The sequence below is a fragment of the Pseudomonas mendocina genome (assembly GCF_900636545.1).
GTDB classification, from domain to species: Bacteria; Pseudomonadota; Gammaproteobacteria; order Pseudomonadales; family Pseudomonadaceae; genus Aquipseudomonas; species Aquipseudomonas mendocina.
In genome coordinates this window covers 1,100,214-1,126,606 of sequence record NZ_LR134290.1, presented here as the reverse complement: position 1 = coordinate 1,126,606, position 26,393 = coordinate 1,100,214, and the positions used below count along the sequence as shown (strand labels likewise).

Below are 26,393 nucleotides of genomic sequence, written 5' to 3'. Positions count from 1 at the left end.
CGCTGCAGGCGACTTAGCCACGCATCACCTCCTGGCAGATGTCGACCACCGTGCGGGTGGCATCGGGCTTGGCCAGGCGACGCGCGGTGGCGCCCATGACATTGAGTTTCTCCAGGTGCATCAGAACCTCGGTGAGCTGCGCGGCAAGCGTGTCCGCGTCAGTGGCATGTTGCGCAAGAAGGACTGCAGCGCCCTCCTTCGCCAGGTATTCGGCATTGCGGCTCTGGTGGTCGTCGATGGCGTGCGGCAGCGGCACCAGAAACGACGGCAGACCCGCGGCGGCCAGCTCGCTGACGGTCAGTGCGCCGGCGCGGCACACCACCAGATCGGCCCAGCCGTAGGCGCGAGCCATGTCCTTGATGAAGGGCGCGACCTCGGCTTCGACCGCAGCATCGCGATAACGCTCCGCAGTGATCTCGGCATGTTGTTTGCCGGCCTGGTGGAACACCTGCGGACGGACGTCAGCGGCAATTTTCCCCAGCGCGGCCGGCAACAATTTGTTCAGCGGCTCGGCCCCCAGGCTACCGCCGAGGACCAGCAATTTCGGCTTGCGACCGACCAGCGGCTCGCGCGGCGTTTCCAGGAACAGCTCTTCACGCACCGGGTTACCGGTGGTACGCCGCTTGTCGGATGCACCGAAGGTGTTCGGGAAGGCTTCACAGATACGCGTGGCAATGCGCGACAACAGGCGGTTGGCGGTACCGGCTACGGCGTTCTGCTCATGAATCACCAGCGGTACGCCGGCCATGCGCGCGGCCAGGCCGCCCGGGCCAGTGACATAGCCGCCCATGCCCAGCACGCACACCGGCTGCAGCTCGCGCACGATGCGACGTGCCTGCAGCAGCGACCGCAGCAACTGGAACGGCGCCTTGAGCAACGACAGCTTGCTCTTGCCACGCAGACCGCTGACGTTGATCAGGTGCAGCGGCAAGCCGGCTTGCGGCACCAGCTCGTTCTCGATGCCACGCGGCGTACCCAGCCAGTGCACGCTATAGCCGCGTGTCTGGAACTCGCGCGCGCAGGCCAGCGCCGGGAACACGTGGCCGCCTGTGCCGCCAGCCATGATCAGGACATTACCGCGCATGGGCGACCTCCTTGTTCGGCTCGGCGAAATCCTCTTCGCTGAACTCGATATCCTCGTTGCCCAGCACGTTGCGCGCCTCCCACTCGATGCGCAGCAGGACTGCCAGGCTGACGCAGCAGATCACCAGCGACGAACCGCCGTAGCTGAGGAAGGGCAAGGTCAGGCCCTTGGTCGGCAGCAGGCCGGTGTTCACGCCGATGTTGATCAGGAACTGGCCGATCCACAGGAAGGACAGGCCGTAGGCCACATAGGCCGAGAAGAACTGCTTGGCCTTCTCGGCCCACAGGCCGATGTACAGGCCGCGCACGCAGACGAAGACGAACAGCGCCAGGGTCGCCAGTGCGCCGACGAAGCCCAGCTCCTCGGCCAGTACCGAGAAGACGAAGTCGGTGTGCGCTTCCGGCAGGTAGAACTGCTTCTGAATGCTGTTGCCCAGCCCCACACCGAACCACTCGCCGCGACCGAAGGCGATCAGCGCCTGAGTCAGCTGATAGCCCGAGCCATACTGGTCAGCCCAGGGGTCGGTAAAGGTGATCAGACGCTGCAGGCGATATTCCTGGGTCTGCACCAGGACGAATACCGCGCCGACCGCCAGAGCAACCATCAGGCCGAAGCGCAGCATGCCGACGCCGCCGAGGAACAGCATGGCCATGGCCGACCCCATCATTACCACGGTGGCGCCGAAGTCCGGCTCCAGCAGCAACAGGCCGGCCATTGGCAGCAGCACCACGAACGGCTTGAAGAAGCCCATCCAGCTTTCGCGCACTTCTTCCTGGCGGCGCACCAGATAGCCGGCCAGGTAGACCACCACGAACACCTTGGCGATTTCCGACGGCTGCACGTTGAAGGCGCCGAAGCCAATCCAGCGCCGCGCACCATTGACCTCTCGACCGATTCCGGGGATCAGCACCAACACCAGCAAACCGAACGCGGCCAGCAGCAGCATCCAGCCATAGCGCTGCCAGAAGCTCATCGGAATCATCAGCACGATGCCGGCTGCACCAAGGCCGATGACCAGATAAACCAGGTGGCGAATCATGTGATACAGCGGGTTGCCGGACAGCGCCGCCGCCACCTCCGACGACGCCGAGGTGATCATCACCAGCCCCAGGCCAAGCAGGCCAAGGCAGCCAGCCAGCATCGGGAAGTCGACATCGAAGCCGCGACCGAGCAGCGGCGAGGGGCGAACGCGCAGGAAGGCCAGCATCAGCCCAGCCCTCCCACGGCCTGGGCGAACAGACGCCCACGCTCTTCGAAGTTCTTGAACATGTCCAGGCTGGCGCAAGCCGGCGATAGCAGCACGGCGTCGCCAGCCTCTGCCAGTTCACTGCAGCGCTGCACCGCTTCGTCGAGAGTCTCGACCCGCACCAGCGGCGCCGCATCGCCCAACGCGTCGGCAAGGCGCCCGGCATCACGACCCAGCAGCACTACCGCGCGGCAGAAGCGCGCAACCGGCGCCTTCAGTGCGGAGAAATCAGCGCCTTTGCCGTCACCGCCAGCGATCAGCACCAGCTTGCCTGCGATGTCGGCCCCAAGGCCTTCGATGGCCGCCAGCGCCGCACCGACGTTGGTGGCCTTGGAATCGTCGTAGTAACTCACGCCGCCGCGCTCACCGACCCACTGGCAGCGGTGCGGCAAACCGGCGAACTGGCGCAGGGTGGCGAGCATCGCCTCCATCGGCAGGCCGACGGCATGGCCGAGTGCCAGCGCTGCCAGGGCGTTGGACTGATTGTGCGCGCCACGGATCTTCAGCTCGCTCACCGGCAGCAGTGCATCGAAGCGAAACGCCAGGGATTTCTCGCCGTTCTCTTCGAGCAGGCCGAAGCGCTTGAAGTCGGGTTTGCCCAGGCCGAATTCCCAGCTGGTCACCTGGTCGGCGATCAGCGGACGCGACAGTGCGTCGTCACGGTTGATCACCACCTGACGGGCGCCACGGAAGATCCGGTGCTTGGCCAGGTGATAAGCCGGCAGACCACTGTAGCGGTCCATGTGGTCTTCGCTGATGTTCAGGCAGGTGGCCACTTCGGCGTTGAGCTGATCAGTGGTTTCCAGCTGGAAGCTGGACAACTCCAGCACGTACAGCTCGACATCGTCCGCCAGCAGGTCCAGCGCCGGCGTACCAAGATTGCCACCCACCGCCACGCGCTTGCCAGCCGCAGCCGCCATCTCGCCGACCAGGGTGGTGACAGTGCTCTTGGCGTTGGAACCCGTGATGGCGACGATCGGTGCCTTGGCATACCGGGCGAACAGATCGATATCGCCGGATAGTTTCACCCCACGCGCCGCCGCTTCGACCAGCGCCGGAGTCGCCACCGCAAGACCAGGGCTCACGTACAGCTCCGAGGCACGGCAGAGGAAATCCACGTCCAGCTCACCGCAGCGTACTTCCACCTGCGGATAGTCACGCTTGAGCGTTTCCAGCTCCGGCGGGTTCGCGCGCGTATCGGCCACGGCAAAGCGCACGCCCTGCTGCGCGAGGAAGCGCACCAGGGACATGCCGCTCTTGCCGAGGCCGACAACGATGCGGAACTGGTCGGAAGCGATCAACGACACGCTCAATTACCTCAGTTTCAGGGTGGCCAGGCCGATCAGCACGAGAATCACGGTGATGATCCAGAAACGGACGATCACGCGCGGCTCAGGCCAGCCCTTGAGTTCGAAATGGTGGTGGATCGGCGCCATGCGGAACACGCGCTTACCGGTCAGCTTGAAGCTGGCGACCTGGATGATCACCGACAGGGTTTCCATGACGAACACGCCACCCATGATGAACAGCACGATTTCCTGGCGGACGATCACGGCGATGGTGCCCAGCGCGGCGCCCAGGGCCAGCGCACCGACGTCGCCCATGAACACCTGTGCCGGGTAGGTGTTGAACCACAGAAAGCCCAGACCGGCACCCACCAGTGCGGCGCAGAACACGATCAACTCGCCCGAGCCCGGCACGTAAGGGATCAGCAGGTACTCGGCGAAATTCACGTTGCCCGACAGGTAGCAGAAAATGCCCAGAGCGCCGCCGACCATGACAGTGGGCAGAATGGCCAGACCGTCGAGGCCGTCGGTAAGGTTCACCGCATTGCTGGTACCGACGATGACGAAGTAAGTCAGCACCACGAAGCCGACACCCAGGGGAATAGCGACGTCCTTCAGCAGCGGCAGGATCAGGGTGGTTTCCACCGGGCTCTGCGCAGTCATATAAAGGAAGGCGGCTGCAGCGAGACCGAACACCGACTGCCAGAAGTATTTCCAACGGCTCGGCAGGCCACGCGAGTTCTTCTCGATCACCTTGCGGTAGTCATCGACCCAGCCGATGGCACCGAACGCCAGGGTCACGGCCAGCACCACCCAGACGTAACGGTTGGACAGATCAGCCCAAAGCAGGGTGCTGACGGCAATGGCGGTAAGGATCAGCGCGCCACCCATGGTCGGCGTGCCTTTCTTCGAAAGGTGCGACTGCGGGCCATCGTTGCGCACGGCCTGACCGATCTGACGCACCTGCAGGGTGCGGATCATCCACGGGCCGAGCCACAGCGACAGCGCCAGGGCGGTGAGCACGCCGAGGATGCCGCGCAGGGTCAGGTACTGAAAGACCGCGAAGCCCTTGTGGAACTGTTGCAGGTACTCCGCCAGCAGCAGCAGCATTTAGTGAATCTCCCCAGATACGCCACACAGCGCCGCCACGACCTTGTCCATGGCAGCGCTGCGTGAACCCTTGATTAGTAGTGTGCTGCCGGCCTGCTCGGCGCGAAGCGCTTCGATCAACTCGGCTTGATCGACGAAGTGGCGGCCTTTTGAGCCAAACTCCTCGACCGCAAAACGCATCAGCGGACCGACGGCATACAGCGCATCGACCTTGCCCGCGGCATGGCGGCCGACGTCGCGATGGCCCTGTTCGGCCCATTCGCCCAGCTCGCCCATGTCTCCCAGCACCAGGACGGTGCGACCGGAGAAGCCGGCGAGTATATCCACCGCCGCACACATAGACACCGGGTTGGCGTTGTAACTGTCATCGATGACCCGCACACCGTTCGGCGCCAGCTGCGCTACCGCGCGGCCCTTGACCGGCTGCAGGCTTTCCAGCCCCTGAACCATGGCGACCAACGGCATGCCCAGAGCATGAGCTGCGGCGCAGGCTGCCAGGGCGTTGGCCACGTTGTGCTCGCCGAGCAGGTTGAGCTGAATGCGCGCGCTGCCAATTGGGCTGCGCAGGGTGAAGCCCTGGCAACCGCGCTCGTCACGGGCCAGATCGCTGCCATGGAAGTCGGCGCGAGTGTCACGCAAGGCAAAACTCAGCACCTTGCGTCCCGCAGCGCGGCGCTGCCAGGTGACAAAGGCCTTGTCATCCAGGTTGAGCACGGCCACGCCATCGCTCGGCAGGCCCTCGAGAATCTCGCCCTTGGCCCCAACGATCTTTTCCGGACCGCCAAACTCACCGACATGGGCATTGCCGGCATTGGTAATGATCGCCACCTGTGGCTGGGTGAGGCTGACGGTGTAGGCAATTTCACCGACATGGTTGGCACCCAGCTCGATCACCCCGGCGCGATGTTCCGGCACCAGCTCGAGCAGAGTCAGCGGCGCACCAAGATCGTTGTTGAGGTTACCGCGAGTGGCCAGTACCGCACCGTTCAGACCGGCGCGCAGAATGGAGGCGAGCATTTCCTTGACGCTGGTCTTGCCACTGGAGCCGGTCACGGCAGCCAGCGGGCCTTTAAAGGCTTGGCGATTCAGCGCGCCCAGTTGACCGAGCGCCACACGGGTATCGGCCACCAGCAATTGTGGCAGTGGGGCATTCGCCACTTCACGCTCGACCAGCGCGGCGACCGCGCCTTTGGCAGCGACTTCGGCCAGATAGTCATGACCATCGAAACGCGGCCCGGTCAGCGCCACGAACAGTTGGTCTGCAGCGATGGTACGGCTGTCGGTCCCCACAGCGGAGAAGGCGACATCGGCGCCAATCACACGCGCGCTCAGGTTCGCGGCGACTTCGCTGAGCAGCCAGGGCTTAAGCATGAGCCGCCTCCCAGGCCGCCAGGGCCTTGTTCGCTTCGATCAGATCGGAGAACGGCTGACGCACGCCCATGATTTCCTGGTAATCCTCGTGCCCCTTGCCTGCCAGCACCAGCACATCGGCGGCCTCGGCTTGAGCGACCAGACGCGCGATAGCATCGCCACGACCGTGAATGAACTGCACCCGCTCCGGCGCGGCGAAGCCGGCGCGGATATCGGCAACGATCTGCGCAGGCTCTTCAGTGCGCGGATTGTCATCGGTCACCCACACCACATCGGCCAGACGCTCGGCAACTGCGGCCATCAGCGGACGTTTGCCACGGTCACGATCACCACCGCAACCGAACAGGCAGACCAGGCGCCCTTCGACGTGGGGACGCATGGCTTCGAGAACTTTTTCCAGCGCATCCGGCGTGTGCGCGTAATCGACCACTACCAGCGGCTTTTCACCGCCACCGAGGCGCTGCATGCGGCCAGCCGGGCCCTGCAGCTGCGGCAGAACCTTGAGAATCTCGTCGAGTGCGTAGTCCAGCCCGAGCAGCGCACCGACCACGGCCAGCAGATTGCTCAGGTTGAAACGGCCGAGGAGATTGCTGCGCAGCACGCCCTCGCCACGCGGCGTCACCAGGCGTGCGCGTACGCCGTGATCATCGAAGTGAGCTTCGCTGCAATAAAGGAAGGCGTCGGCATCATTCAGGCTGTAGCCGATCAGACGCGACTCGTGCGTTTGTGCCGCCAGCTCACGGCCGAAGGCGTCATCGAGGTTGATCACCCGGCAACGCAGATTTGGCCAGGCGAACAGCTTGGCCTTGGCTGCACCATAGGCCTCCATGCTGCCGTGGTAGTCGAGGTGATCACGAGACAGGTTGGTGAACACCGCCACATCGAACTCCAGCGCGGCGACACGGCCCTGATCCAGACCATGGGAAGACACTTCCATGGCCACGGCGCGGGCACCGGCTTGCTTGAGCGAGGCCAGAGTGGCCTGGACGCCGACTGGGTCGGGCGTTGTGTGCTTGCCCTGCTCCAGCGCACCATGGAAGCCGTTGCCCAAAGTACCGACGATGCCACAAGGCTGGCCGAGCAGATCCAGCGCCTGCGCCAGCAACTGGCTGACACTGGTCTTGCCGTTGGTACCGGTGACGCCGACCAGATACAGGGCACGGCTCGGTTCACCGTAGAAACGCCCGGCGATGGCCGAGAGCTGGCCAGCCAACCCCTTGACCGGGACCAGTACCGCACTGTCGGCATGCATGGACGCAGCGCCTTCGGCCTCGAAGGCAACAGCGGCAGCGCCACGGGCGATGGCATCGGCGATATGCACGCGACCGTCCTGCTGAGTACCCGGCACGGCCAGGAACAGATCGCCAGGACGCACCTTGCGGCTATCCAGGGTCAGTTCACGAATGAGCACGCCGCTTTCGGCAGCGGGCAGTAATTGATTGAGCGGCATGGGCATCAGTTGCGCCCTCCCTGGCCTGCGGCCGCCATTTTCTGCTCGGGCGGCGGCAGATTGTCCGGCGCAATGTTCATCAAGCGCAGCGAGCCGGCCATCACTCGACTGAACACCGGCGCAGAGATCAGGCCGCCGTAATAGGCGCCCTTGCCGGGCTCGTCGATCACCACGACCAGCGCGAGACGCGGGTCCTGAGCCGGGGCAAAACCGGCAAACAGGGAGCGATAGGAGTTGGTCTGGTAGCCCTTGGCGCCGGAGTTGGTCTTACGCGCGGTGCCACTCTTGCCCGCGACGTGATAACCCGGCACCTGAGCGCGGAACACGCCACGCGGCGCTTCGATGACTTGCTGCAGCATACCTTGCAAAGTCTTGGCTACGTCAGCCGGAACCACCTGCATCGCACCCGGCTTTTCATCTACACGAATCATCGACAGCGGCGTCATGCTGCCGCCATTGGCCAGCGCCGCATAGGCGTGCGCCAGTTGTACTGCGGTCACCGAGAGGCCGTAGCCATAGGACAGCGTAGCGGTCTCCGCCTCACGCCATTTGCGATGATTGGGCAGGTTACCCACTCGCTCACCAGGAAACCCCAGACCAGTATCGCGACCGAAGCCCAGATTGCTGAATACCTGATGCAACTGTTCGCCACCCACGTCGAAGGCGACCTTGCTCATGCCGACGTTGCTGGAGTTGATCAGAATGCCGGTTAGGTCCAGCGCCGGCCCCTGCGTACGGGACACATCACGAATGGTGTAGCGACCGATCTGCAGAGTACCGTTACCGACCTGGACGATATCGCTGGGCTTCCAGCGCCCGGTTTCCAGCGCGGCAGCCATAGACAGGGGCTTGATGGTCGAGCCGGGCTCGAACACATCGATCATGGCGCGGTTACGCATCGCTGCCGGAGTCAGGTTGCGGCGGTTGTTCGGGTTGTAGGTTGGATGGTTGACCATCGCCAGCACTTCACCGGTTTTCACGTCGACCATCACTAGGCTGCCGGCCTTGGCATCGTTTTCCAGCAACGCATTGCGCAGCTCACGGTGGGCCAGGTACTGCAGACGCAGGTCGATGGACAACGCCAGAGCCTTGCCTGCCTTGGCGTTCTGGGCGACCTGCACATCCTTGATCAGCTTGCCGCGACGATCCTTGAGCACCTGCCGCTTGCCTGGCACACCGGCCAGCCAGTCTTCGTAGGCCAGTTCCATACCCTCGCGACCACGGTCGTCGATGTCGGTGAAGCCGACTACATGCGCGGCGACTTCGCCTGCCGGATAGAAACGACGGAATTCCTCGATGGCATAGACGCCCGGTACTTTCAGATCCAGCACACGCTGACCGTTCTCCGGGGTCAGGCCGCGTACCAGATACATGAACTCGCGCTCCTTGTTCTGCTCCAGACGTGCGGCGAAGCTGGCCGGATCCTGCCCCAGGGCGGCAGCCAGCGCCGGCCACTGCTCGCGACCAGCCTGCAACTCTTTGCCGTTGGCCCACAAGGTGGTGACCGGTGTACTGACCGCCAGCGGCTCGCCATTGCGATCGGTGATCAGACCGCGGTGCGCCGGAATCGGGATATGCCGCACGCTGCGGGCATCGCCATGGGCCTTGAGGAAATCATGGTCGAGCACCTGCAGATCGAGCATGCGCCAGGCGATGGCGCCGACCATCAGCGCCAGCAGCACCAGCACCAGACGGAAACGCCAGGGGTAGAGTGCGCCTTCGAGACCGATCATGGACGCACCATGCGCACAGCGGCGGGGTCGGGAATGTGCATCTTTAGCTGTTCGCTGGCGAGCGCTTCGATGCGATTGTGCGCAGTCCAGGTGCTCTGCTCGAGAATCAGTCGTCCCCACTCGGCCTGCGCCTTGTCACGCACGCTCAACTCCCCATACAGCTCGTTGAGCAGCAGGCGATTCCAGTGCGCGCTGTAGGACACCGCCACGGCGGACACCAGAATGGCGACGAACAACAACAGCATCAGAAAGCTGCCGCTGGGCATTGACTTGATCAGCCGGCGGCTCATCGCAACTTCTCCGCGATGCGCATCACCGCACTACGCGAGCGCGGATTGGCCTTGAGTTCGGCCTCGGCGGCGTAGACCGGCTTGCCGATCAGCTTCAGACGCGGTTCGAAGGCTTTCGGGATGATTGGCAGGTCACGCGGCAGCTTGTCGGCCTCGCCCTTGGCCTGGCGCTTCATGAATTGCTTGACGATACGGTCTTCCAGCGAATGGAAGCTAATCACCACCAGGCGACCACCTACCTCCAGCGTTTCCAGCGCCGCCTCTAGCCCGCGCTCAAGATCACCGAGTTCGTTGTTGACGTGAATACGGATGCCCTGAAAAGCGCGAGTGGCCGGATTCTTGCCCTTTTCCCAGGCTGGATTGGCCTCGGTCAGGACTTTCGCCAAATCAGCAGTGCGAGTGAACGGCTGCTCGGCGCGGCGCTGCACCACGGCGCGCGCCATGCGCTTGGCGAATCGCTCCTCGCCGTAATCCTTCATCACGCGGGCGATTTCGTCTTCCTCCGCCGTGGCGATCCAGTCAGCGGCGCTCACACCGGCATGCGGGTTCATGCGCATGTCCAGCGGACCGTCATTGAGGAAGCTGAAGCCGCGCTCCGGATCGTCCAGTTGCGGCGAGGACACACCGAGGTCCAGCAGGATGCCGGAGACCTGACCGGAAATGCCGCGGACAACAGCTTCGTCGCCGAGTTCCGCAAAACTGCGCTGCACAACGACAAAGCGGCCGTCTTCGGCCGCCAATGCTTCCCCTGTGGCTATCGCCAGGGGATCCTTGTCGAACCCCAGTAGCCGCCCACCCGGCCCGAGTTTCTGCAGGATCAGCCGGCTATGTCCTCCCCGCCCAAAAGTGCCATCCATATAGCAACCGTGAGCGCGCACGGCGAGCCCCTCGACGGCCTCGTCGAGCAGCACGGTGATATGGCGCAAGGTATCGGTCATGGTCACAGGATCAGGCTACGCAGTTCATCGGAAAGGGCTCCCGGCTGCTTGATGGCGGCCAGGTCGTTTGCAGCTTGGGCATTCCAGGTTTCTTCATCCCACAACTGGAACTTGTTCAGGTGGCCGACGAGCATTGCGTGCTTGTCCAGCTTGACGTGTTCACGCAGGCGCGGCGGGATCAGGATGCGCGCACTGCCGTCCATTTCGAGATCCACCGCATTCCCGACCAGCAGACGCTGCAGGATCCGGTTTTTCTCATCCAGGGAGGCCAACACGCTCAGCTTTTCCTCGATCCGCTCCCACTCCACCAGGGGATAGATGTTCAGGCAGGGGTCATTGATGTCGATAGTCACGATGAGCTGGCCTGCGCAACGCGAAACGAGCTCGTCACGATACCGACTCGGCATCGCGAGGCGCCCTTTGGCGTCGAGACTGATGGCGTTAGCTCCGCGAAACACGGTTGCGCTTCCCCTTTAATTAGCTGTCCGTGCCCATAAAAACCCACTTCATGCCACTTTTCACCACTTGCGCACACTATAGAAACGCCTACGCCTCACCGTCAAGGCGCTGCGGAACGGAAAAATCCTTACAGGACCGGTATTTAGCGAACAAAAGCGAGGAAAAAAGGGATGCCGAAGCCAACTTTAGGCAGATAAATTCCAGCCATTCCAGCGAGCTGAATTCAGAACTTAAAGTGATTTGTTAAGAGTAAGAATTTTTCGGTATCAGAAGAGCGGAGGATAGAAGCGCAAAACGAGAAGAAGGAGGGAGGAGAGTCGATCTGTAAGCCGGGTTCTGTCGAGGACAGCCATTCCTCTACGACGTACATCACTGCACGCCTTTAGCAACCTACCCGGTTCCAGCGCGGGCCACGCCGATGGAACCCTATTTGGTCTTGCTCCGAGTGGGGTTTACCTAGCCACGGACTGTTACCAGCCGTGCGGTGCGCTCTTACCGCACCTTTTCACCCTTACCGGCGCCGAAACGCTTAGGCGGTTATTTTCTGTGGCACTTTCCGTAGGCTCACGCCTCCCAGGCGTTACCTGGCACTCCGCCCTATGGAGCCCGGACTTTCCTCCCCCTTCTTGCGAAGGCAGCGACTGTCCGATCGACTCTCCGCCGGCAAGGGTACCGGGCGTGATGGCAAGCTGCAAGCGAGACAGGCGTCACAAGAGCTAGCCCTTGCGCTCCAAAGCCACTTGATAGAGGAGGTTCTTGCGCACCCCGGTGATCTCCGCCGCCAGAGCGGCCGCTCGTTTGAGCGGCATTTCCGCCATCAGCAGGTCGAGCACACGCAGCGCTTCGGCGCTGACCGCCTCCTCACCTTCCGGAGCCTGCCAGCCCGCCACCACCACCACGCACTCACCACGCTGCTGATTACTGTCTGCGGCCACCCAGTCGCATAGCTCTGCTAGCGGCAATCCCTGCAGGGTCTCGAAAGTCTTGGTCAGCTCACGCGCCAACAATGCGGGGCGATCACCGCCAAACACATCTCGCATATCCTGCAGGCATTCGAGAATCCGGTGCGGCGCTTCGTAGAAGATCAGCGTGCGGGGCTCCTCGTGCACCTGCTCCAGACGCGCACGGCGCCCAGTCGCTTTCGCCGGCAAGAAGCCTTCGAAGATGAAGCGATCCGAGGGCATACCGGCAGCCGACAGCGCGGCGATCAGCGCACAGGCACCCGGCACCGGCACCACCGCGAAGCCGGCTGCACGCGCCTGGCGCACCAGGTGATAACCGGGATCGGAAATCAGCGGCGTACCGGCATCGGAAATCAGCGCCACATCCTCACCTGCCTGCAGCCGCGCCAGAAAGCGGCCGCCCTGTTCACGCTCGTTGTGCTCATGACAGGCAGCCAGCGGCGTTTCGATGCCGAAATGCTGCAGCAGGCGCGCCGAATGTCGGGTGTCCTCTGCAGCGATGAGCGCTACGTCACGCAGAATCCGCAAGGCCCGCGCACTGATATCGTCCAGATTGCCAATCGGCGTGGCCACCACATAAAGGCTGCCTGGCTGGACGCTTGCGACTGCGGGCTGACTCACTGGAAACACCTCGTTAATTGAATGAGCGCTCATTCTAGCCGGTTCCGCCCTTGTGGCATCGCACCGATCTCAGGGCTTGGGTACAATCGCCGCTTGATTTGCTCAAGTATCAGGATGACCCGATGATCGCTAGCCTGCGCCCTCTTTCCGCTCTTTTCCTGGCCGGCCTGCTCGCCGCCTGCGCCAGCTCGCCCTCCAACAACCTGGGCCAGCTGCCACGCACACCGCAAGCCAGCATCGAGCAGATGCTCCAGCAAGCCGCCGAGAGCAAACCGGAACAGGCCGCCCTGCTACGCCTGTCGGCAGCCGACCAGAGTTACCAGCAAAATGACGTGGCGCGCGCCACGCGCATTCTCGAGCAGATCGACATTGCCAGCCTGCCCCCCGCGCAACAGATCTTCGCCAGCACCCTGAAGGCCGAACTGGCCTTGGCCCGCAAGCAACCCCAAAGCGCGCTGAAAGCCCTGCAGCACCCCAGCCTCGAACGCCTGGCCGAACTACCGGTCGAGCAACAGATTCGCACCCAGCTGGTTCGTGCGCGCGCCCTGGAAGCCGATGGCCAGACGCTGGCCGCCGCTCGTGAGCGCGTGTTCATCGCTCCACTGCTGAGCGGCCAGGCCGCCCATGACAACCACGAAAACATCTGGGCACTGGTGTCCACACTGCCAGCGCAAACCTCTGCCGGTGCCGACAGCGACTTGGCCGGCTGGCTGGAGCTGGCCCAGTTGACCAAAAGCAGCGCCACGCTCGAACAGCAGCAGACCGCCATCGACCAGTGGGTCGCGCAGAACCCGCAACACCCGGCCGCCGAACAACTGCCCGAAGCACTAGGCAAATTGCGCGAGCTGGCTAGTCAGCCGCTGACCCGCGTCGCCCTGTTGCTGCCGCAGGAAGGCCAGCTGGCCAGCGTTGCTCGCGCCCTGCGCGACGGCTTCCTCGCCGCGCATTACGAGGCCCAACAGGCCGGACAGAACCCGCCGGATATCAAGCTATACGACAGTTCGCGCATTGGCTCGCTGGACGCCTTCTACCAACAAGCGCAGGCCGACGGCGTGCAACTGGTAGTCGGCCCACTGGAGAAACCCCTGGTCAAGCAACTCAGCGATCGCGAACAACTGCCCATCACTACCCTCGCCCTGAACTACAGCGATGCCGGCCAGGAAGGCCCGGCGCAGCTGTTCCAGTTCGGCCTGGCGGCCGAGGACGAGGCCCGCGAAGTGGCGCGCCGCGCCTGGAATGACGGCATGCGCCGCGCCGTCGCCCTGGTGCCGCGTGGCGATTGGGGTGATCGTGTACTGGATGCCTTCCGCCAGAGCTGGCAAGCCCAGGGCGGCACCCTGATCGCCGCCGAGCACGTCGACCAGCCTGTGGAGCTGGCCCGCCAGATCGCCGACCTGTTCCAACTGCGCGAGAGCGAGGCCCGTGCACGCCGCCTGCAAAATACCCTGGGCACCAGCCTGGACGCACAGCCGGCACGTCGCCAGGACATCGATTTCATCTTCCTTGCCGCCACGCCGCAACAGGCACAACAGATCAAGCCGACCCTGGCCTTCCAGTACGCCGGCGACGTGCCGGTCTATGCCACCTCGCACCTGTTCACCGGCGCCCACAGCCAGGCTCAGTATCAGGACCTGGAAGGCATCCGTTTCTGCGAAACCCCCTGGCTGCTCGACACCCATGCACCGCTGCGCCAGGAAGTCATGAACCAGTGGCCGCAGGCCGGCGGCAGCCTGGGCCGCTTGTACGCCATGGGCGTCGACGCCTATCGCCTGGCCCCGCGCCTGGGCCAGCTCAAGGCGCTGCCCGACTCGCGCATCGACGGCTTGTCCGGCAGCCTTAGCCTGAACGCCACGCAGCGCATCGAACGCCAACTGCCCTGGGCAGAGTTCCGTGGTGGCCAGGTACAGCGCCTTCCCGACAGCATCAATTGAGCGCACACAACGACCTGGGCCGGGCCGCCGAACAGGCGGCTCGTCAGCATCTGGAACGTAACGGCCTGCTCCTGATCGAACAGAACTGGAGCTGTCGGCGTGGCGAGCTCGATCTGGTCATGCTCGACGGCGATACAGTAGTATTCGTCGAAGTCCGCGCCCGCCGCCATAGCGCCTGGGGCGGCGCCCTGGAGAGCATCGATGCGCGCAAGCGTGGCAAGCTGGTCATCGCCGCAGAACTCTTCCTCCAGCAACACTCATGCTGGGCCCGCTACCCCTGCCGCTTCGACGTGGTCGCCATCAGCACTGACGGCGCCACTCGCCTCGACTGGATCAAGAACGCTTTCGATGCCTGACGGCCGTACATTCAAGGTTTAACCGATGGACATGCAATCCCGAATCCGCCAGCTCTTCCAAGCCAGCATCGACACCAAGCAACAGGCTATGGAAGTTCTGGCGCCCTATATCGAGCACGCCAGCCTGGTGATGGTCCAGTCCCTGCTCAACGAGGGCAAGATTCTCACCTGCGGCAACGGCGGCTCTGCCGGCGATGCCCAGCATTTCTCTTCCGAGCTGCTCAACCGCTTCGAGCGCGAGCGCCCGAGCCTGCCGGCGATCGCCCTGACCACCGACAGCTCGACCATCACCTCGATCGCCAACGATTACAGTTACAACGAGGTGTTCTCGAAACAGATTCGCGCACTTGGTCAACCCGGTGACGTGCTGCTGGCGATCTCCACCAGCGGCAACTCGGCGAATGTCATCCAGGCCATTCAAGCTGCGCATGATCGCGAGATGATCGTCGTCGCCCTCACCGGCCGCGACGGCGGGGGCATGGCCTCGCTGCTGCTGCCGGAAGACGTCGAGATCCGCGTTCCAGCCAAAGCCACCGCACGCATCCAGGAAGTCCACCTGCTGACTATCCACTGCCTGTGCGACCTGATCGACAGTCAATTGTTTGGGAGTGAAGAATGAAGCGTTTCGCCCTGATTCTGGCCGCTCTGGCCGTTACCCTGACCCTGGCAGGCTGCGGTAGCCGCAGCATCGGCAACAAGATCGACGACCAGTTCCTCGGCCCGGAAGTCGCCTCGCGCATCAGCAATGCGCACGCCGACCTGACCAGCCCGACGTCGCGCATCGTGGTCACCAGCTACAACGGCGTGATCCTGCTTGCCGGACAAACCCCACGCAGCGAGCTCAAGGATCGCGCCGCGCAAACCGCGCGCGGCGTACAGGGCGTGAAGAAGGTCTACAACGAATTGCAGGTGCAGCAACCGGCATCCCTGCTCGCACGTAGCAACGACTCGCTGCTGACCACCAAGATCAAGACGCAGATGCTGGCCGACAGCAGTGTGCCGAGCGCACGCGTGAAGGTCGTGACCGAGAATGGCATCGTCTACATGCTGGGCCTGGTAACACGCGAAGAAGCCAATGCCGCCACTCGCGTGGTACAGGGCGTATCGGGCGTACAACGGGTCGTACGCCTGTTCGAATACACCAACTGATTCGAAACTAGCGACACTACAAGGGCGCCCATGGGCGCCCTTTTCATTTCCTACTTGACCACTTTCAGGCTTGGCCGGCCGCTTGGGCGCGGCGGCTCGCCACCGGACGGCCCGTCATCATCCGGCCCGGACTCTTCAGGACCACCGGCGACCGGCGGCTCCATGTCGAAGACCATGCCCTGGCCGTTCTCCCGCGCATAGATCGCCAGGATCGCTGCAGCAGGAATATAGAGACTGTGCGCCACACCACCGAAACGCCCTTCGAAGCTCACGGCCTCGTTGTCCATGTGCAGATGGCGCACGGCACTGGGCGAGGCATTGAGCACGATCTGGCCGTCACTGGCGAAGCCAGAGGGTACCTGCACCCCAGGGTGCTCGGCATTGACCAGCAGGTGAGGCGTGCAATCGTTGTCGACGATCCATTCATACAAGGCGCGAACCAGATAGGGACGACTGGAATTCATGATCTCCTCCTTCTCAGCGCATCGCGCGCTCGGCAGCGGAAAGACTGGCCTGAAAGGCCTCACGGGCGAACTGGCGCTCCATGTAGTCGAGCAGCGGCTTGGCCGGTCGCGGCAATTCGATACCCAGCACCGGCAAACGCCAGAGAATGGGCAATAGGCAGCAATCCACCAGGCTCAGTTCCTCACTGAGGAAGAATGCCTTATCGGCGAACAATGGCGAAACGCCTGTCAGGCTCTCGCGCAACTCCTTGCGCGCCAGCTGACGTTCGGCCTCCTTGCTGCGCTTGTCGAGAATACGATCGACCAGCACGCACCAGTCACGCTGGATGCGGTGCATGAGCAAGCGACTATTGGCCCGCGCCACCGGATACACCGGCAACAGGGGCGGATGCGGATAGCGCTCATCGAGGTACTCCATCACCACGGACGCTTCGTACAGCGCCAGGTCCCGATCGACCAGCGTCGGCAGACTGCCGTAGGGATTGACTTCGGCAAGCTTGGGCGGACAACGGCCCTGCTCGACATCGATGATCTCGACGCTGACACCTTTCTCGGCGAGCACCAGACGCACGCGATGGGAATAGTGGTCGGCGGGGTCGGAGTAGCAGGTCAACCTGTTGGTCACCGCCATGGCGATCCTCCTCGCTTTTTTTGATTTTCCAGAAACACGAAAAATTGCCGGAGCAATTTTTTCGTCGCAGACACGGCGACCAGAGGCAACCGTCAGAAATGGCAGGGTAGAAAAACCTGCGCGCCCCTCAGGGCGCGCAGGTCTGCTACCGCTTGAACGCTTTAGTGAACGTCCTTCCAGTACTCACGCTTGAGCAGGTAGGCGAACACGAAGAAGAACGCCAGGTACAGCAGCACATAGGTGCCGATGCGCTGGGACTTCAGCTTGACCGGGTTGGCCGAGTAGGCCAGGAAGGTCACCAAGTTCTTGATCTTCTCGTCGAACTCGGCCTCACTCAGCTTGCCGGTGTTCGGCTCGATGGTGAGCTGATCGCAAGCTTCGTGAGTGATCGGCGCACCGGTCAGCGGGTCGAATTGCTTCTTGCCCTCGGTGACGACCTGAACCTGCTTGCAACCGATGACCTGATTGCCCTGCAGACCGACCAGCACGTTAGGCATACCGACGTTCGGGAACACTTTGTTGTTGGAGCCCAGCGGACGCGAAGGATCCGCGTAGAAAGTGCGCAGGTAGGTGTACAGCCAGTCGTTGCCACGCACACGTGCGACCAGGGTCAGATCGGGCGGAGCGGCACCGAACCAGGCCTTGGCGTCATCCGGCTTCATGCCGATCTTCATGTGGTCGCCGATCTTGGCGTCATTGAACACCAGGTTGTCCAGCATGATTTCATGCGGGATGCCGAGGTCATCGGCAACACGCTCGTAACGCTGGTACTGGGCCGAATGGCAGCCCATGCAGTAGTTGGCGAAGGTACGTGCGCCGTCCTGCATGGCAGCCTTGTCGGTCAGATCGATATCGACCTTGTCCAGTTGCACATCATGACCACCGGCAGCGAAGCTGAGGGCCGGCAGCGCAGCGAAAACAAATGCAGCAAATAGCTTTTTCATCAGCCAGTCACCCTTTCCGGAACCGGTTTGGTCTTCTCCATCCTGGTGTAGAACGGCATCAGGATGAAGTACGCGAAGTACAGGAAGGTGCACACCTGCGACAGCAGGGTACGACCCGGGGTCGGCGCCAACACACCCAGCACGCCCAGGATGACGAAGGAGATGCAGAACACCACCAGCCAGATCTTGCTCAACCACCCCTTGTAGCGCATCGACTTGACCGGACTACGGTCGAGCCACGGCAGGACGAACAGCACGGCGATGGCAGCGCCCATGGCGATAACGCCCAGCAGCTTGTCCGGTACCGCACGCAGAATCGCGTAGAACGGGGTGAAGTACCAAACCGGAGCGATGTGCTCGGGGGTCTTGAACGGGTTGGCCGCTTCGAAGTTCGGCTTCTCGAGGAAGTAACCGCCCATTTCCGGGAAGAAGAACACCACGAAGCAGAACACGAACAGGAAGACCACTACGCCGACGATGTCCTTGACGGTGTAGTACGGGTGGAACGCGATACCGTCGAGCGGCACACCGTTCTCATCCTTCAGCTTCTTGATGTCGACGCCGTCCGGGTTGTTCGAGCCGACTTCGTGCAGCGCCAGGATGTGCAGCACGACCAAGCCGAGCAGAACGATCGGCAGCGCAATCACGTGCAGGGCGAAGAAGCGGTTCAGGGTGATGCCGGAGATCAGGTAGTCACCACGAATCCACTGGGTCAGGTCGTCACCGATCACCGGGATGGCACCGAACAGCGAGATGATCACCTGGGCGCCCCAGTAGGACATCTGGCCCCACGGCAGCAGGTAGCCCATGAAGGCTTCAGCCATCAGCACCAGGTAGATCAGCATGCCGAAGATCCACACCAGCTCGCGCGGCTTCTGATAGGAGCCGTAGAGCAGACCGCGGAACATGTGCAGGTAGACCACCACGAAGAATGCCGAAGCGCCGGTGGAGTGCAGGTAGCGCAGGATCCAGCCGTACTCGACGTCACGCATGATGTATTCGACCGAGGCGAAAGCCCCCTCAGCCGACGGCTCGAAGCTCATGGTCAGCCAGATACCGGTAACGATCTGATTGACCAGCACCAGCAGTGCCAGCGAGCCGAAAAAGTAGAAGAAGTTGAAGTTCTTCGGTGCGTAGTACTTGGAGAGATGGTCTTCCCACATCTTGGTGGCAGGGAAGCGCGCATCCACCCATTCCATGAATTTGCTCATCAGGCTTTCTCCTGGTCCACACCGATGATGATCACATCATCCGTCTCGTAGGTGTGCGGCGGCACTGGCAGGTTCAGCGGCGCAGGCTGGGCCTTGTACACGCGACCGGCGAGGTCGTAACGCGAACCGTGGCAGGGGCAGAAATAGCCACCGACCCAGTCCGGCCCCATATCGGCCGGCGCCACTTCCGGACGGAAGGACGGCGAGCAGCCCAAGTGGGTGCACAGACCTACCAACACCAGCAACTCTGGCTTGATCGAGCGGTTTTTCTTGTCCACGTACTCCGGCTGCACGGAGGCAGCGGATTCCGGGTCAGCAACGCTGCCTTCGATCTTGGTCAGGTTGGCCAGGATTTCCTCGGTACGGCGCACGATGAACACCGGCTGACCGCGCCATTCAGCAACCATCTGCTGACCCGCCTCGATCTTGCTGACGTTCACCTTCACCGGTGCACCGGCCGCCTTGGCCTTCGCACTGGGGAACCATGACCCCACGAACGGAGTCGCAGCACCTACCGCCCCTGCAGCACCCACCACGGAGGTGGCTGCAACCAGGAAGCGACGCCGGCCTGCATTCACGCCGTCATTGCTCATTCAGTCGTCTCCCATCAGCTTTGTGGCCTGTTGTTCAGGCCTCTACTAAGTAAAAATCGGGCCGCGCAAAAAATTCGCCAAATGGTAAAGAAAAGCCCCTTTTCTGACAAGGTAATTACCCTGGAAGAGATCGGCGAAAGCCTTGGCGCGTGCGGCCTGCGCGTCTGCGGCACGTTGTCGCAGCACTTTGCCACGCCCATAAAAAACGCCCAGCTCCGTAAGGAAACTGGGCGCTTTTGGAAGCGTAGACGCGATTAACGCTTCGAGTACTGCGGACGCTTACGCGCTTTACGCAGACCGACTTTCTTACGCTCGACTTCACGCGCGTCACGAGTGACGTAACCGGCTTTACGCAGCGGGCTGCGCAGGGTTTCGTCGTACTCGATCAGAGCGCGGGTGATGCCATGACGGATGGCACCGGCTTGACCACTGACACCACCACCGGCAACGGTGACGAAGATGTCGAACTTCTCGACAGTCTCGGTCAGCTCCAGCGGCTGACGCACGACCATGCGAGCGGTCTCACGGCCGAAGAAGGTATCCAGGCTGCGATTGTTGATCGAGATGTTACCAGTGCCCGGACGCAGGAATACGCGCGCGGTTGCGGTCTTGCGACGGCCAGTGCCGTAGTTTTGAGTCGCCGACATAATGAACTATTCCGTTAAATCTTCAGTTCTTGGGGCTGCTGAGCGGTGTGCGGGTGAGCGGCACCCTTGTACACCTTCAGCTTACGGTACATGTCGCGACCCAGCGGGTTCTTCGGCAGCATGCCTTTGACCGCGGTCTCGATCACGCGCTCAGGAGCACGAGCGATCAGCTTCTCGAAGTTGATCTCTTTGATGCCGCCCGGGAAACCGGAGTGGGAGTAGTACTTCTTGTCGCTGGCTTTGGCACCAGTTACACGCACCTGCTCGGCATTGATCACGACGATGTAGTCGCCGGTATCAACGTGCGGGGTGTACTCAGGCTTGTGCTTGCCACGCAGACGGCTCGCGATTTCGGTGGCCAGACGACCCAGGGTCTGACCAGCAGCATCAACGACGAACCAATCGCGTTTTACTGTTTCCGGTTTAGCAGTAAAAGTTTTCATTCTTTATAGCCTCAGGGGCCGCCCAGCAAAAATAGACGGCGGATCTTACTGGATAGTGCGTACTTTGACAAGTCAAAGGCAGCCGCATACGGACGCTATCGGGGGCTCGGGTCAGCGCGTCCACAATACGGCAAGATTCTTCGGCAGGCGGCGCATCACTTCCACCGCAGAAAGAGGTGCCGGATTATCCGGATTGCGAAAAAAAATTCAACCTGCTTGTATGACTCTTTTACCCAAGGAGTACCTCATGGAATACCGCAAGCTAGGCCGAACCGATCTCGACGTCAGCGCACTGTGCCTGGGCACCATGACCTGGGGCGAGCAGAACAGCGAGAGCGAAGGCCATGCCCAGATCGAACGGGCCAAGGCCAGCGGCATCAATTTCATCGACACCGCCGAGATGTACCCGGTACCGCCGCGTGCCGAAACCTACAGCAAGACCGAACAGATCATCGGTAGCTATTTCAAGCGCCACGGCGACCGGGCCGACTGGATCCTGGCCAGCAAGATCGCCGGCCCCGGCAACGGCATCAGCCATATCCGCGATGGCCAGCTCAAATTCAACCGCGAGCACATCGTCGCCGCGCTGGACGCCAGCCTGAAACGCCTACAAACCGACTGGATCGACCTGTACCAGTTGCACTGGCCGGAACGTCCGACCAACTTCTTCGGCCAGCTTGGCTACAAGCACCGGGAAACCGACTTCACACCACTCGAAGAAACCCTGGAAGTGCTCGACGAACAGGTCAAGGCCGGCAAGATCCGCCATATCGGCCTGTCCAACGAAACGCCGTGGGGCACGATGAAGTTCCTGCAACTGGCCGAGAGCCGCGGCTGGCCGCGCGCGGTATCGATCCAGAACCCCTACAACCTGCTCAATCGCAGCTTCGAGGTGGGCCTGGCCGAGGTGGCGATTCGCGAGCAGTGCGGCCTACTGGCTTATTCCCCCCTGGCATTCGGCATGCTCAGCGGTAAGTACGAAGGCGGTGCACGCCCGGCTGGCGCACGCATCAGCCTGTTCAGCCGCTTCGCCCGCTACACCAATCCGGAAGCCGAAGCGGCCTGCTCACGCTATGTCGCCCTGGCTCGCGAACACGGTCTGGATCCAGCGCAAATGGCCCTGGCGTTCGTCACCGCGCAGCCATTCGTGACCAGCAACATCATCGGTGCTACCAGCCTGGAGCAACTGGACAGCAACCTGGCCAGCGCCGAGCTGAAGCTCTCCGAAGAAGTGCTTGCAGGCATCGAGGCGATCCACAAAGCGCAACCCAACCCCGCCCCTTAAAAGAGTGAAGGCTGATCACGCCTGGCATCGCGTCGCGAGGCCAGGCGATCAGCCAGTCGGGTCGGCTCGGGCAAGCGGTGACGCCGGACACAGGCCATGACCAGTTCCGGCGCACGCTCGAGGCTGACCCGATTGCCCGGCGAGACGATCAGTGGCCGCACGCGATCCTTGCTGCGCAACACCCAGCCAATTCGCTCGCCTCTCCTGCTCAGCAGCTCGACGCGCGAACCTCGCAACTCATCCAGCTCGGCGTGATGCCCCGTAAGAACCTTCTTGGCCACGCCAATGGTCGGCAAGCCGCTGACCACACCCAGGTGTGCAGCGATGCCCAAACCGCGCGGGTGGGCGATGCCATGGCCGTCGACGAAGACGATATCCGGTACGTGCGGCAGATCAGCCAAGGCCCGCAGCAAAGCAGGCAATTCGCGAAAGGACAGCAGCCCCGGCACGTAGGGCATGCTGGTGGGGATGCGCACCACGCATTCGGCCAGAGGCTGCAGAGTATCGGCGTCCAGCAGCACTGCGGCAGCGCGGGTGATGGCGCCGCCCTCCTCGAAGCCTACATCCACGCCCGCCACACGCCGTAGCGGCGGGTAATCGTCTTCCAGCCGTACTTGCCGAGCCAGTTGCGTCTGCAACTCGCGGGCAGCCGCTGGGCTACCGTCCCAGCCCGCAAATGGGGAGGCGGCCAGATTGCTCAATCGGGTCATGAGGCTCTCCAGGCATTTCTGCCTTGGAGCCGCGGGGCTACGCCAGAGTTCGCCCCGCGAACCGCCGCCCAATCACACCAGCGAGCGGGAAATGATCTCCTTCATGATCTCGTTGGTGCCGGCATAGATGCGCTGCACGCGCGCGTCAGCCCAGGCTCGCGCAATCGGATACTCCCACATGAAGCCGTAGCCACCATGCAGCTGTACGCACTCATCGAGCACCTTGCACTGCAGGTCGGTGGTCCAGTACTTGAGCATCGCCGCCGTCGGCACGTCGAGCTTGCCCTGCAGGTGCAACTCCAGGCAGCGGTCGATGAACACCCGCCCAACCTGAATTTCCGTCGCCATCTCGGCCAGTTTGAAGCGAGTGTTCTGGAAATCCGCCACGGCCTTGCCGAATGCCTTGCGCTCACGGGTGTAATCCAGCGTCCACTTCAGCGCCGCCTCGGCCGAAGCCAGGGCGCCGATGCCGACGGTCAGGCGCTCCTGCGGCAGCTCCTGCATCAGGTAGGCGAAGCCCATGCCGGCCTGGCCCAGCAGGTTCTCCTTGGGTACGCGTACATCCTGGAAGAACAGCTCGGAGGTGTCCTGCGCCTTCATACCCACCTTCTCCAGGCGCTTGCCCTTGGAGAAGCCCGGCGTGTTGGCCTCCACCAGGAACAGGCTGGTGCCCTTGGCGCCGGCCTTCGGGTCGGTCTTGGCCACGACGATCACCAGATCGGCCAGCCAGCCGTTGGTGATGAAGGTCTTCGAGCCATTGATCACGTACTCGTCGCCATCGAGCACCGCAGTGGTCTTCACGCCCTGCAGGTCGGAGCCGGCACCCGGCTCGGTCATGGCGATGGCGGTGACCATCTCACCGCTCACCAGCTTGGGCAGGTAGTGCTGTTTCTGCACCTCGCTGCCGTAATGCAGGATATAGGGCGCGACGATATCCGAGTGCAGCGAGAAACCGATGCCGGTCAGCCCCAGGCGACCGATCTCCTCGATCACCACGGTGCTGTAGAGGAAGTCGGCAGCCATGCCGCCGTATTCTTCGGGGATATGCGAGCAGAGCATGCCGGCCTCGCCCGCCTTGTTCCACAGCGCCCGATCGATATGGCCGTCCTTCTCCCACTGATGGTGATGAGGCACCGCTTCCTGCTCGAGAAACTTGCGCACGCTGTCACGAAACAGTTCATGGTCGGAGCTGAATAGGGTTCTGGGGATCATGGCGCTACCTGTGGTCATCGTGGGTTCAGCGCTCGACTTTAGCCAAGCAAACGCTTGCTTACACTGGACACAAGCGCCAAAAAATAAGACGATCCAGCCGCCTAGTGACCACTTAGCCTTTATAAAAACAACATATGGTTAATCATCAGTCAGGCGCCTTACGGCGCGTCAGCATCCTCGCCACCGACGGCGTTTTCGCTTCCACCCTCATGCAGGCCAAGGACTTCTTCCACATGGCCGGCATCCGTTACGCCAGGCAGCAGCGCCTTGGCGATCAGCCTCCGTTCGAAATTCTTCTGGTCAGCCCGGACGGCCAGCCAGTGAACAGCTTCAGCAACGTCCGCGTACCGGTCGATAGCGGCCTGGAAGCCTGCGATGTGATCATCCTGCCGGCCTTCTGGGACGACTTCGATGCGCTCAGCCGGCGCTATCCGCAGGTGCTGGACTGGCTCAGGCGCCAGCATGCCGGCGGTACGGCGATCTGCGGGGAGGCCAGCGGGGTGTTCTGGATGGCCGAAGCCGGCCTGCTCGACGGCAAGGAGGCGACCACCTACTGGCGCTTCTTCCGCGAGTTCGCCGAGCGCTTCCCCAAGGTCCTGCTCAACCAGGACAAACACCTGTCCGATGCCGACAACCTGTATTGCGCCGGCGGCGTCACCTCGGCCTGCGATCTGTACATCTACCTGATCGAGCGTTACTGCGGTGCCGGCGTGGCCCAGGGTGTGGCACGCGACATTCTCTACGAGGTGCAGCGCAGCTATACACCAGGGCGCATCGGCTTCGGCGGGCAGAAGCTGCACCAGGACGTGACCGTGCTGCAGATCCAGCATTGGCTGGAGGAGCACTACGCCGACAAGTTCCGCTTCGAGGATGTGGCCCGCGAGCACGGCATGAGCATTCGCAACTTCATGCGCCGCTTCCAGGGCGCCACCGGCGACAAGCCCCTGCACTACCTGCAGCGCCTGCGCATCGAAACCGCCAAGAGCCTGCTCTCCTCCACGCGCAAGAGCATCAAGACCATCAGCTACGAGGTCGGCTACGACGACGCCAGCTTCTTCGCCCGCCTGTTCCGCCAGCATACCGAGCTGTCGCCGAACCAGTATCGCCGGCAATTTCAGCAGAAGGACCAGCAGAACTGAGGACCTCGAACCATAGGGCGGCAGCGCCAGCCCACCCTTGGTTAGGTTGGCGCCCCGCAGCAGCGCCCTATGATCGACGGTGAACATAACAACAACAGGTTCACCGCCATGCGTCGTTTATTGATTGCCCTGCTTGCCACCTGCAGCCTCAGCGCTGCGGCGGCCGATAACTGGAAATCCTTCCCGCTCGACCAGAGCGCCTACGACTACAGCGGCGACAAGCTGCGCCAGGCCTGGCCGCACCTGACCCGCGGCTTCGGCGATTACCCCTTCCCCGACGCCGACTGGGTGGTAAGCATGGCCACCCAGCACCCGCAGGCCCTGGAAAAGACCGTGGCCACCGGCACCGGCTTTAGCGGCAAACCGGAAGAAGCCGAGGCCTATGCGCAGAAGCTGCAGGAAGTCTGGCGCCTGATGTTCCGCGGCGATTTCGCCCAGGCCAAGGAACAGGGCATGGCGCTGGGCGTCGGCGGACAGATACCGGCGATGTTCGCTCAGGTCATCTATGCCATGTTCCTCGTCCCGGAGCAGGCTGAGAAGCACCGCCTGCTGGAAGAGGTGATCGCCTACACCGACGAGGCCGGAGATCTGGTTCAAGCCGATGCCGTCGCGCAGTTCGGCCGCGTCTATGCCAAGGCTCGCCTGGGCGAGGAGCTCTCCGTGCCGGTGGTACTCAAGCGCGGCTACACCTCGCAGATTCCACAGGAGCTCGATGCCCTGCTGGCCAAGCAGCCCAAGCAACCGTTCGCCCTGGCGCTGTACGGCGGATACGAAGCTGGCGTGATCCGCAAGGTCGGCAAGCTGGTGGGCAAGATGACTTACGGTGTCAGCGCCGACAAGATGGAAACCTACTTCCAGCGCAGCTTCCAGGCTCGCGACGACCTGCCCATCGGCCACTACGAATACGCCAACGCACTGACCTACGTGTATGGCGACGATGAAGAACAGAAGGTCATCGAACACCTCGAGCGCGCCGTGGCGATCAAGCCGATCAGCGCCATGGAGGCCCTGGAAGTGGCCCACGCGCAGAAGCTTCTGGCCCAGTATCAGCAGAAGCTGGCGAAGAACTGAAAGGCCCGCCGTAGGCGGCGCCGCACGCACCGAACAAGCCGCAAATAGCCAAGGCCT

Annotated in this window: 27 protein-coding genes and 1 other RNA gene; 7 read left to right on the top strand and 21 right to left on the bottom strand. The window is 62.7% G+C overall.

The window, feature by feature from the left end:
- Nucleotides 1–13: 13 nt before the first annotated feature.
- From murG to rsmI, 12 genes are all read right to left on the bottom strand, one after another.
- Nucleotides 14–1,084 (bottom strand): undecaprenyldiphospho-muramoylpentapeptide beta-N-acetylglucosaminyltransferase, encoded by a 1,071-nt coding sequence (gene murG / locus EL191_RS05130; RefSeq protein ID WP_041976974.1) that lies wholly within the window; start codon nt 1,082–1,084, stop codon nt 14–16.
- Nucleotides 1,074–2,291 carry a putative lipid II flippase FtsW gene (gene ftsW / locus EL191_RS05125; RefSeq protein ID WP_013714149.1) on the bottom strand — a complete coding sequence of 406 codons (1,218 nt, stop codon included), beginning with the start codon at nt 2,289–2,291 and terminating at the stop codon, nt 1,074–1,076. Before ftsW ends, murG begins: the two co-directional genes overlap by 11 nt.
- Complete coding sequence (gene murD, locus EL191_RS05120) at nt 2,291–3,643, bottom strand: UDP-N-acetylmuramoyl-L-alanine--D-glutamate ligase (RefSeq protein ID WP_041976971.1); 1,353 nt, start codon at nt 3,641–3,643, stop codon at nt 2,291–2,293. The genes ftsW and murD overlap by 1 nt, the downstream gene beginning before the upstream one ends.
- Complete coding sequence (gene mraY, locus EL191_RS05115) at nt 3,644–4,726, bottom strand: phospho-N-acetylmuramoyl-pentapeptide-transferase (protein WP_017361323.1); 1,083 nt, start codon at nt 4,724–4,726, stop codon at nt 3,644–3,646.
- Nucleotides 4,727–6,097: a UDP-N-acetylmuramoyl-tripeptide--D-alanyl-D-alanine ligase gene (locus tag EL191_RS05110; protein WP_041976969.1), complete on the bottom strand. Its 1,371-nt coding sequence runs from the start codon at nt 6,095–6,097 to the stop codon at nt 4,727–4,729.
- Nucleotides 6,090–7,553 carry a UDP-N-acetylmuramoyl-L-alanyl-D-glutamate--2,6-diaminopimelate ligase gene (murE, locus tag EL191_RS05105; RefSeq protein WP_041976966.1) on the bottom strand — a complete coding sequence of 488 codons (1,464 nt, stop codon included), beginning with the start codon at nt 7,551–7,553 and terminating at the stop codon, nt 6,090–6,092. The genes EL191_RS05110 and murE overlap by 8 nt, the downstream gene beginning before the upstream one ends.
- Nucleotides 7,553–9,280, bottom strand: a complete 1,728-nt coding sequence (locus EL191_RS05100) for a peptidoglycan D,D-transpeptidase FtsI family protein (RefSeq protein ID WP_041976965.1) — start codon at nt 9,278–9,280, stop codon at nt 7,553–7,555. The genes murE and EL191_RS05100 overlap by 1 nt, the downstream gene beginning before the upstream one ends.
- The gene (ftsL, locus tag EL191_RS05095; RefSeq protein ID WP_013714143.1) at nt 9,277–9,570 is read right to left on the bottom strand and encodes a cell division protein FtsL; all 294 of its coding nucleotides are present in this window, start codon (nt 9,568–9,570) and stop codon (nt 9,277–9,279) included. Before ftsL ends, EL191_RS05100 begins: the two co-directional genes overlap by 4 nt.
- Complete coding sequence (gene rsmH / locus EL191_RS05090) at nt 9,567–10,508, bottom strand: 16S rRNA (cytosine(1402)-N(4))-methyltransferase RsmH (RefSeq protein WP_162184341.1); 942 nt, start codon at nt 10,506–10,508, stop codon at nt 9,567–9,569. Before rsmH ends, ftsL begins: the two co-directional genes overlap by 4 nt.
- 2 nt (nt 10,509–10,510) lie before the next feature.
- Complete coding sequence (gene mraZ / locus EL191_RS05085; RefSeq protein WP_026041944.1) at nt 10,511–10,966, bottom strand: division/cell wall cluster transcriptional repressor MraZ; 456 nt, start codon at nt 10,964–10,966, stop codon at nt 10,511–10,513.
- 310 nt (nt 10,967–11,276) lie between these two features.
- An RNA gene (rnpB, locus tag EL191_RS05080) (RNase P RNA component class A) lies at nt 11,277–11,624 on the bottom strand.
- 59 nt (nt 11,625–11,683) lie between these two features.
- Entirely contained in the window at nt 11,684–12,583 is a 900-nt protein-coding gene (rsmI, locus tag EL191_RS05075; RefSeq protein WP_041976960.1) for a 16S rRNA (cytidine(1402)-2'-O)-methyltransferase, read from the bottom strand.
- A gap of 89 nt (nt 12,584–12,672) precedes the next feature.
- Between rsmI and EL191_RS05070 the strand changes: the two genes are divergently transcribed.
- Genes EL191_RS05070 through EL191_RS05055 form a run of 4 tightly spaced genes read left to right on the top strand, consistent with a single transcriptional unit; the run spans nt 12,673 to nt 15,986 of the window.
- Nucleotides 12,673–14,481, top strand: coding sequence for a penicillin-binding protein activator (locus EL191_RS05070; RefSeq protein WP_017361327.1), 1,809 nt, complete (start codon nt 12,673–12,675; stop codon nt 14,479–14,481).
- Nucleotides 14,478–14,837 carry a YraN family protein gene (locus EL191_RS05065; protein WP_041976955.1) on the top strand — a complete coding sequence of 120 codons (360 nt, stop codon included), beginning with the start codon at nt 14,478–14,480 and terminating at the stop codon, nt 14,835–14,837. The genes EL191_RS05070 and EL191_RS05065 overlap by 4 nt, the downstream gene beginning before the upstream one ends.
- A 25-nt stretch (nt 14,838–14,862) precedes the next feature.
- Nucleotides 14,863–15,456 carry a phosphoheptose isomerase gene (locus EL191_RS05060; protein ID WP_013714137.1) on the top strand — a complete coding sequence of 198 codons (594 nt, stop codon included), beginning with the start codon at nt 14,863–14,865 and terminating at the stop codon, nt 15,454–15,456.
- Entirely contained in the window at nt 15,453–15,986 is a 534-nt protein-coding gene (locus EL191_RS05055; RefSeq protein WP_013714136.1) for a BON domain-containing protein, read from the top strand. Before EL191_RS05060 ends, EL191_RS05055 begins: the two co-directional genes overlap by 4 nt.
- A gap of 50 nt (nt 15,987–16,036) precedes the next feature.
- On the opposite strand, the gene EL191_RS05050 is transcribed toward EL191_RS05055, so the two are convergent.
- From EL191_RS05050 to rplM, 7 genes are all read right to left on the bottom strand, one after another.
- On the bottom strand, nt 16,037–16,450 hold the full coding sequence (locus tag EL191_RS05050) for a ClpXP protease specificity-enhancing factor (RefSeq protein ID WP_041976951.1): 414 nt from the start codon (nt 16,448–16,450) through the stop codon (nt 16,037–16,039).
- Nucleotides 16,451–16,463: 13 nt separating this feature from the next.
- On the bottom strand, nt 16,464–17,081 hold the full coding sequence (locus EL191_RS05045; RefSeq protein ID WP_013714134.1) for a glutathione S-transferase N-terminal domain-containing protein: 618 nt from the start codon (nt 17,079–17,081) through the stop codon (nt 16,464–16,466).
- Between the two features lie 161 nt (nt 17,082–17,242).
- The gene (locus EL191_RS05040; RefSeq protein ID WP_013714133.1) at nt 17,243–18,025 is read right to left on the bottom strand and encodes a cytochrome c1; all 783 of its coding nucleotides are present in this window, start codon (nt 18,023–18,025) and stop codon (nt 17,243–17,245) included.
- Complete coding sequence (locus EL191_RS05035; RefSeq protein ID WP_013714132.1) at nt 18,025–19,236, bottom strand: cytochrome b; 1,212 nt, start codon at nt 19,234–19,236, stop codon at nt 18,025–18,027. The genes EL191_RS05040 and EL191_RS05035 overlap by 1 nt, the downstream gene beginning before the upstream one ends.
- Nucleotides 19,236–19,829, bottom strand: a complete 594-nt coding sequence (petA, locus tag EL191_RS05030; protein ID WP_017361328.1) for a ubiquinol-cytochrome c reductase iron-sulfur subunit — start codon at nt 19,827–19,829, stop codon at nt 19,236–19,238. Before petA ends, EL191_RS05035 begins: the two co-directional genes overlap by 1 nt.
- A 254-nt stretch (nt 19,830–20,083) precedes the next feature.
- Nucleotides 20,084–20,476: a 30S ribosomal protein S9 gene (gene rpsI / locus EL191_RS05025; RefSeq protein WP_013714129.1), complete on the bottom strand. Its 393-nt coding sequence runs from the start codon at nt 20,474–20,476 to the stop codon at nt 20,084–20,086.
- A 14-nt stretch (nt 20,477–20,490) separates the two neighbouring features.
- A complete protein-coding gene (gene rplM, locus EL191_RS05020; RefSeq protein WP_003242947.1) occupies nt 20,491–20,919 on the bottom strand; it encodes a 50S ribosomal protein L13 in 429 nt (142 codons plus the stop codon).
- A gap of 247 nt (nt 20,920–21,166) precedes the next feature.
- Between rplM and EL191_RS05015 the strand changes: the two genes are divergently transcribed.
- Nucleotides 21,167–22,204, top strand: a complete 1,038-nt coding sequence (locus tag EL191_RS05015) for an NADP(H)-dependent aldo-keto reductase (RefSeq protein WP_013714128.1) — start codon at nt 21,167–21,169, stop codon at nt 22,202–22,204.
- Here the strand turns inward: EL191_RS05015 and nfi are convergent.
- Together nfi and EL191_RS05005 are read right to left on the bottom strand one after the other, a co-directional pair.
- Complete coding sequence (gene nfi / locus EL191_RS05010; protein WP_041976947.1) at nt 22,201–22,914, bottom strand: deoxyribonuclease V; 714 nt, start codon at nt 22,912–22,914, stop codon at nt 22,201–22,203. The genes EL191_RS05015 and nfi overlap by 4 nt on opposite strands.
- 72 nt (nt 22,915–22,986) lie before the next feature.
- Nucleotides 22,987–24,126 (bottom strand): acyl-CoA dehydrogenase family protein, encoded by a 1,140-nt coding sequence (locus EL191_RS05005; protein WP_013714126.1) that lies wholly within the window; start codon nt 24,124–24,126, stop codon nt 22,987–22,989.
- Nucleotides 24,127–24,260: 134 nt separating this feature from the next.
- Between EL191_RS05005 and EL191_RS05000 the strand changes: the two genes are divergently transcribed.
- Both EL191_RS05000 and EL191_RS04995 read left to right on the top strand, forming a co-directional pair.
- Nucleotides 24,261–25,265 (top strand): GlxA family transcriptional regulator, encoded by a 1,005-nt coding sequence (locus EL191_RS05000; protein WP_041976944.1) that lies wholly within the window; start codon nt 24,261–24,263, stop codon nt 25,263–25,265.
- A gap of 108 nt (nt 25,266–25,373) precedes the next feature.
- On the top strand, nt 25,374–26,336 hold the full coding sequence (locus EL191_RS04995) for a hypothetical protein (RefSeq protein WP_026041947.1): 963 nt from the start codon (nt 25,374–25,376) through the stop codon (nt 26,334–26,336).
- The last annotated feature ends 57 nt before the right edge of the window (nt 26,337–26,393 follow it).

Coding starts and splice junctions, on each gene's coding strand:
- murG (WP_041976974.1), bottom strand. CDS start 1,084: ATGCGCGGTAATGTCCTGATCATGGCTGGCGGCACAGGCGGCCACGTG.
- ftsW (WP_013714149.1), bottom strand. CDS start 2,291: ATGCTGGCCTTCCTGCGCGTTCGCCCCTCGCCGCTGCTCGGTCGCGGC.
- mraY (WP_017361323.1), bottom strand. CDS start 4,726: ATGCTGCTGCTGCTGGCGGAGTACCTGCAACAGTTCCACAAGGGCTTC.
- EL191_RS05110 (WP_041976969.1), bottom strand. CDS start 6,097: ATGCTTAAGCCCTGGCTGCTCAGCGAAGTCGCCGCGAACCTGAGCGCG.
- murE (WP_041976966.1), bottom strand. CDS start 7,553: ATGCCCATGCCGCTCAATCAATTACTGCCCGCTGCCGAAAGCGGCGTG.
- EL191_RS05100 (WP_041976965.1), bottom strand. CDS start 9,280: ATGATCGGTCTCGAAGGCGCACTCTACCCCTGGCGTTTCCGTCTGGTG.
- ftsL (WP_013714143.1), bottom strand. CDS start 9,570: ATGAGCCGCCGGCTGATCAAGTCAATGCCCAGCGGCAGCTTTCTGATG.
- rsmH (WP_162184341.1), bottom strand. CDS start 10,508: ATGACCGATACCTTGCGCCATATCACCGTGCTGCTCGACGAGGCCGTC.
- rsmI (WP_041976960.1), bottom strand. CDS start 12,583: ATGAGCGCTCATTCAATTAACGAGGTGTTTCCAGTGAGTCAGCCCGCA.
- EL191_RS05070 (WP_017361327.1), top strand. CDS start 12,673: ATGATCGCTAGCCTGCGCCCTCTTTCCGCTCTTTTCCTGGCCGGCCTG.
- EL191_RS05060 (WP_013714137.1), top strand. CDS start 14,863: ATGGACATGCAATCCCGAATCCGCCAGCTCTTCCAAGCCAGCATCGAC.
- EL191_RS05055 (WP_013714136.1), top strand. CDS start 15,453: ATGAAGCGTTTCGCCCTGATTCTGGCCGCTCTGGCCGTTACCCTGACC.
- EL191_RS05050 (WP_041976951.1), bottom strand. CDS start 16,450: ATGAATTCCAGTCGTCCCTATCTGGTTCGCGCCTTGTATGAATGGATC.
- EL191_RS05045 (WP_013714134.1), bottom strand. CDS start 17,081: ATGGCGGTGACCAACAGGTTGACCTGCTACTCCGACCCCGCCGACCAC.
- EL191_RS05040 (WP_013714133.1), bottom strand. CDS start 18,025: ATGAAAAAGCTATTTGCTGCATTTGTTTTCGCTGCGCTGCCGGCCCTC.
- EL191_RS05035 (WP_013714132.1), bottom strand. CDS start 19,236: ATGAGCAAATTCATGGAATGGGTGGATGCGCGCTTCCCTGCCACCAAG.
- petA (WP_017361328.1), bottom strand. CDS start 19,829: ATGAGCAATGACGGCGTGAATGCAGGCCGGCGTCGCTTCCTGGTTGCA.
- rpsI (WP_013714129.1), bottom strand. CDS start 20,476: ATGTCGGCGACTCAAAACTACGGCACTGGCCGTCGCAAGACCGCAACC.
- rplM (WP_003242947.1), bottom strand. CDS start 20,919: ATGAAAACTTTTACTGCTAAACCGGAAACAGTAAAACGCGATTGGTTC.
- EL191_RS05015 (WP_013714128.1), top strand. CDS start 21,167: ATGGAATACCGCAAGCTAGGCCGAACCGATCTCGACGTCAGCGCACTG.
- nfi (WP_041976947.1), bottom strand. CDS start 22,914: ATGACCCGATTGAGCAATCTGGCCGCCTCCCCATTTGCGGGCTGGGAC.
- EL191_RS05005 (WP_013714126.1), bottom strand. CDS start 24,126: ATGATCCCCAGAACCCTATTCAGCTCCGACCATGAACTGTTTCGTGAC.
- EL191_RS05000 (WP_041976944.1), top strand. CDS start 24,261: ATGGTTAATCATCAGTCAGGCGCCTTACGGCGCGTCAGCATCCTCGCC.
- EL191_RS04995 (WP_026041947.1), top strand. CDS start 25,374: ATGCGTCGTTTATTGATTGCCCTGCTTGCCACCTGCAGCCTCAGCGCT.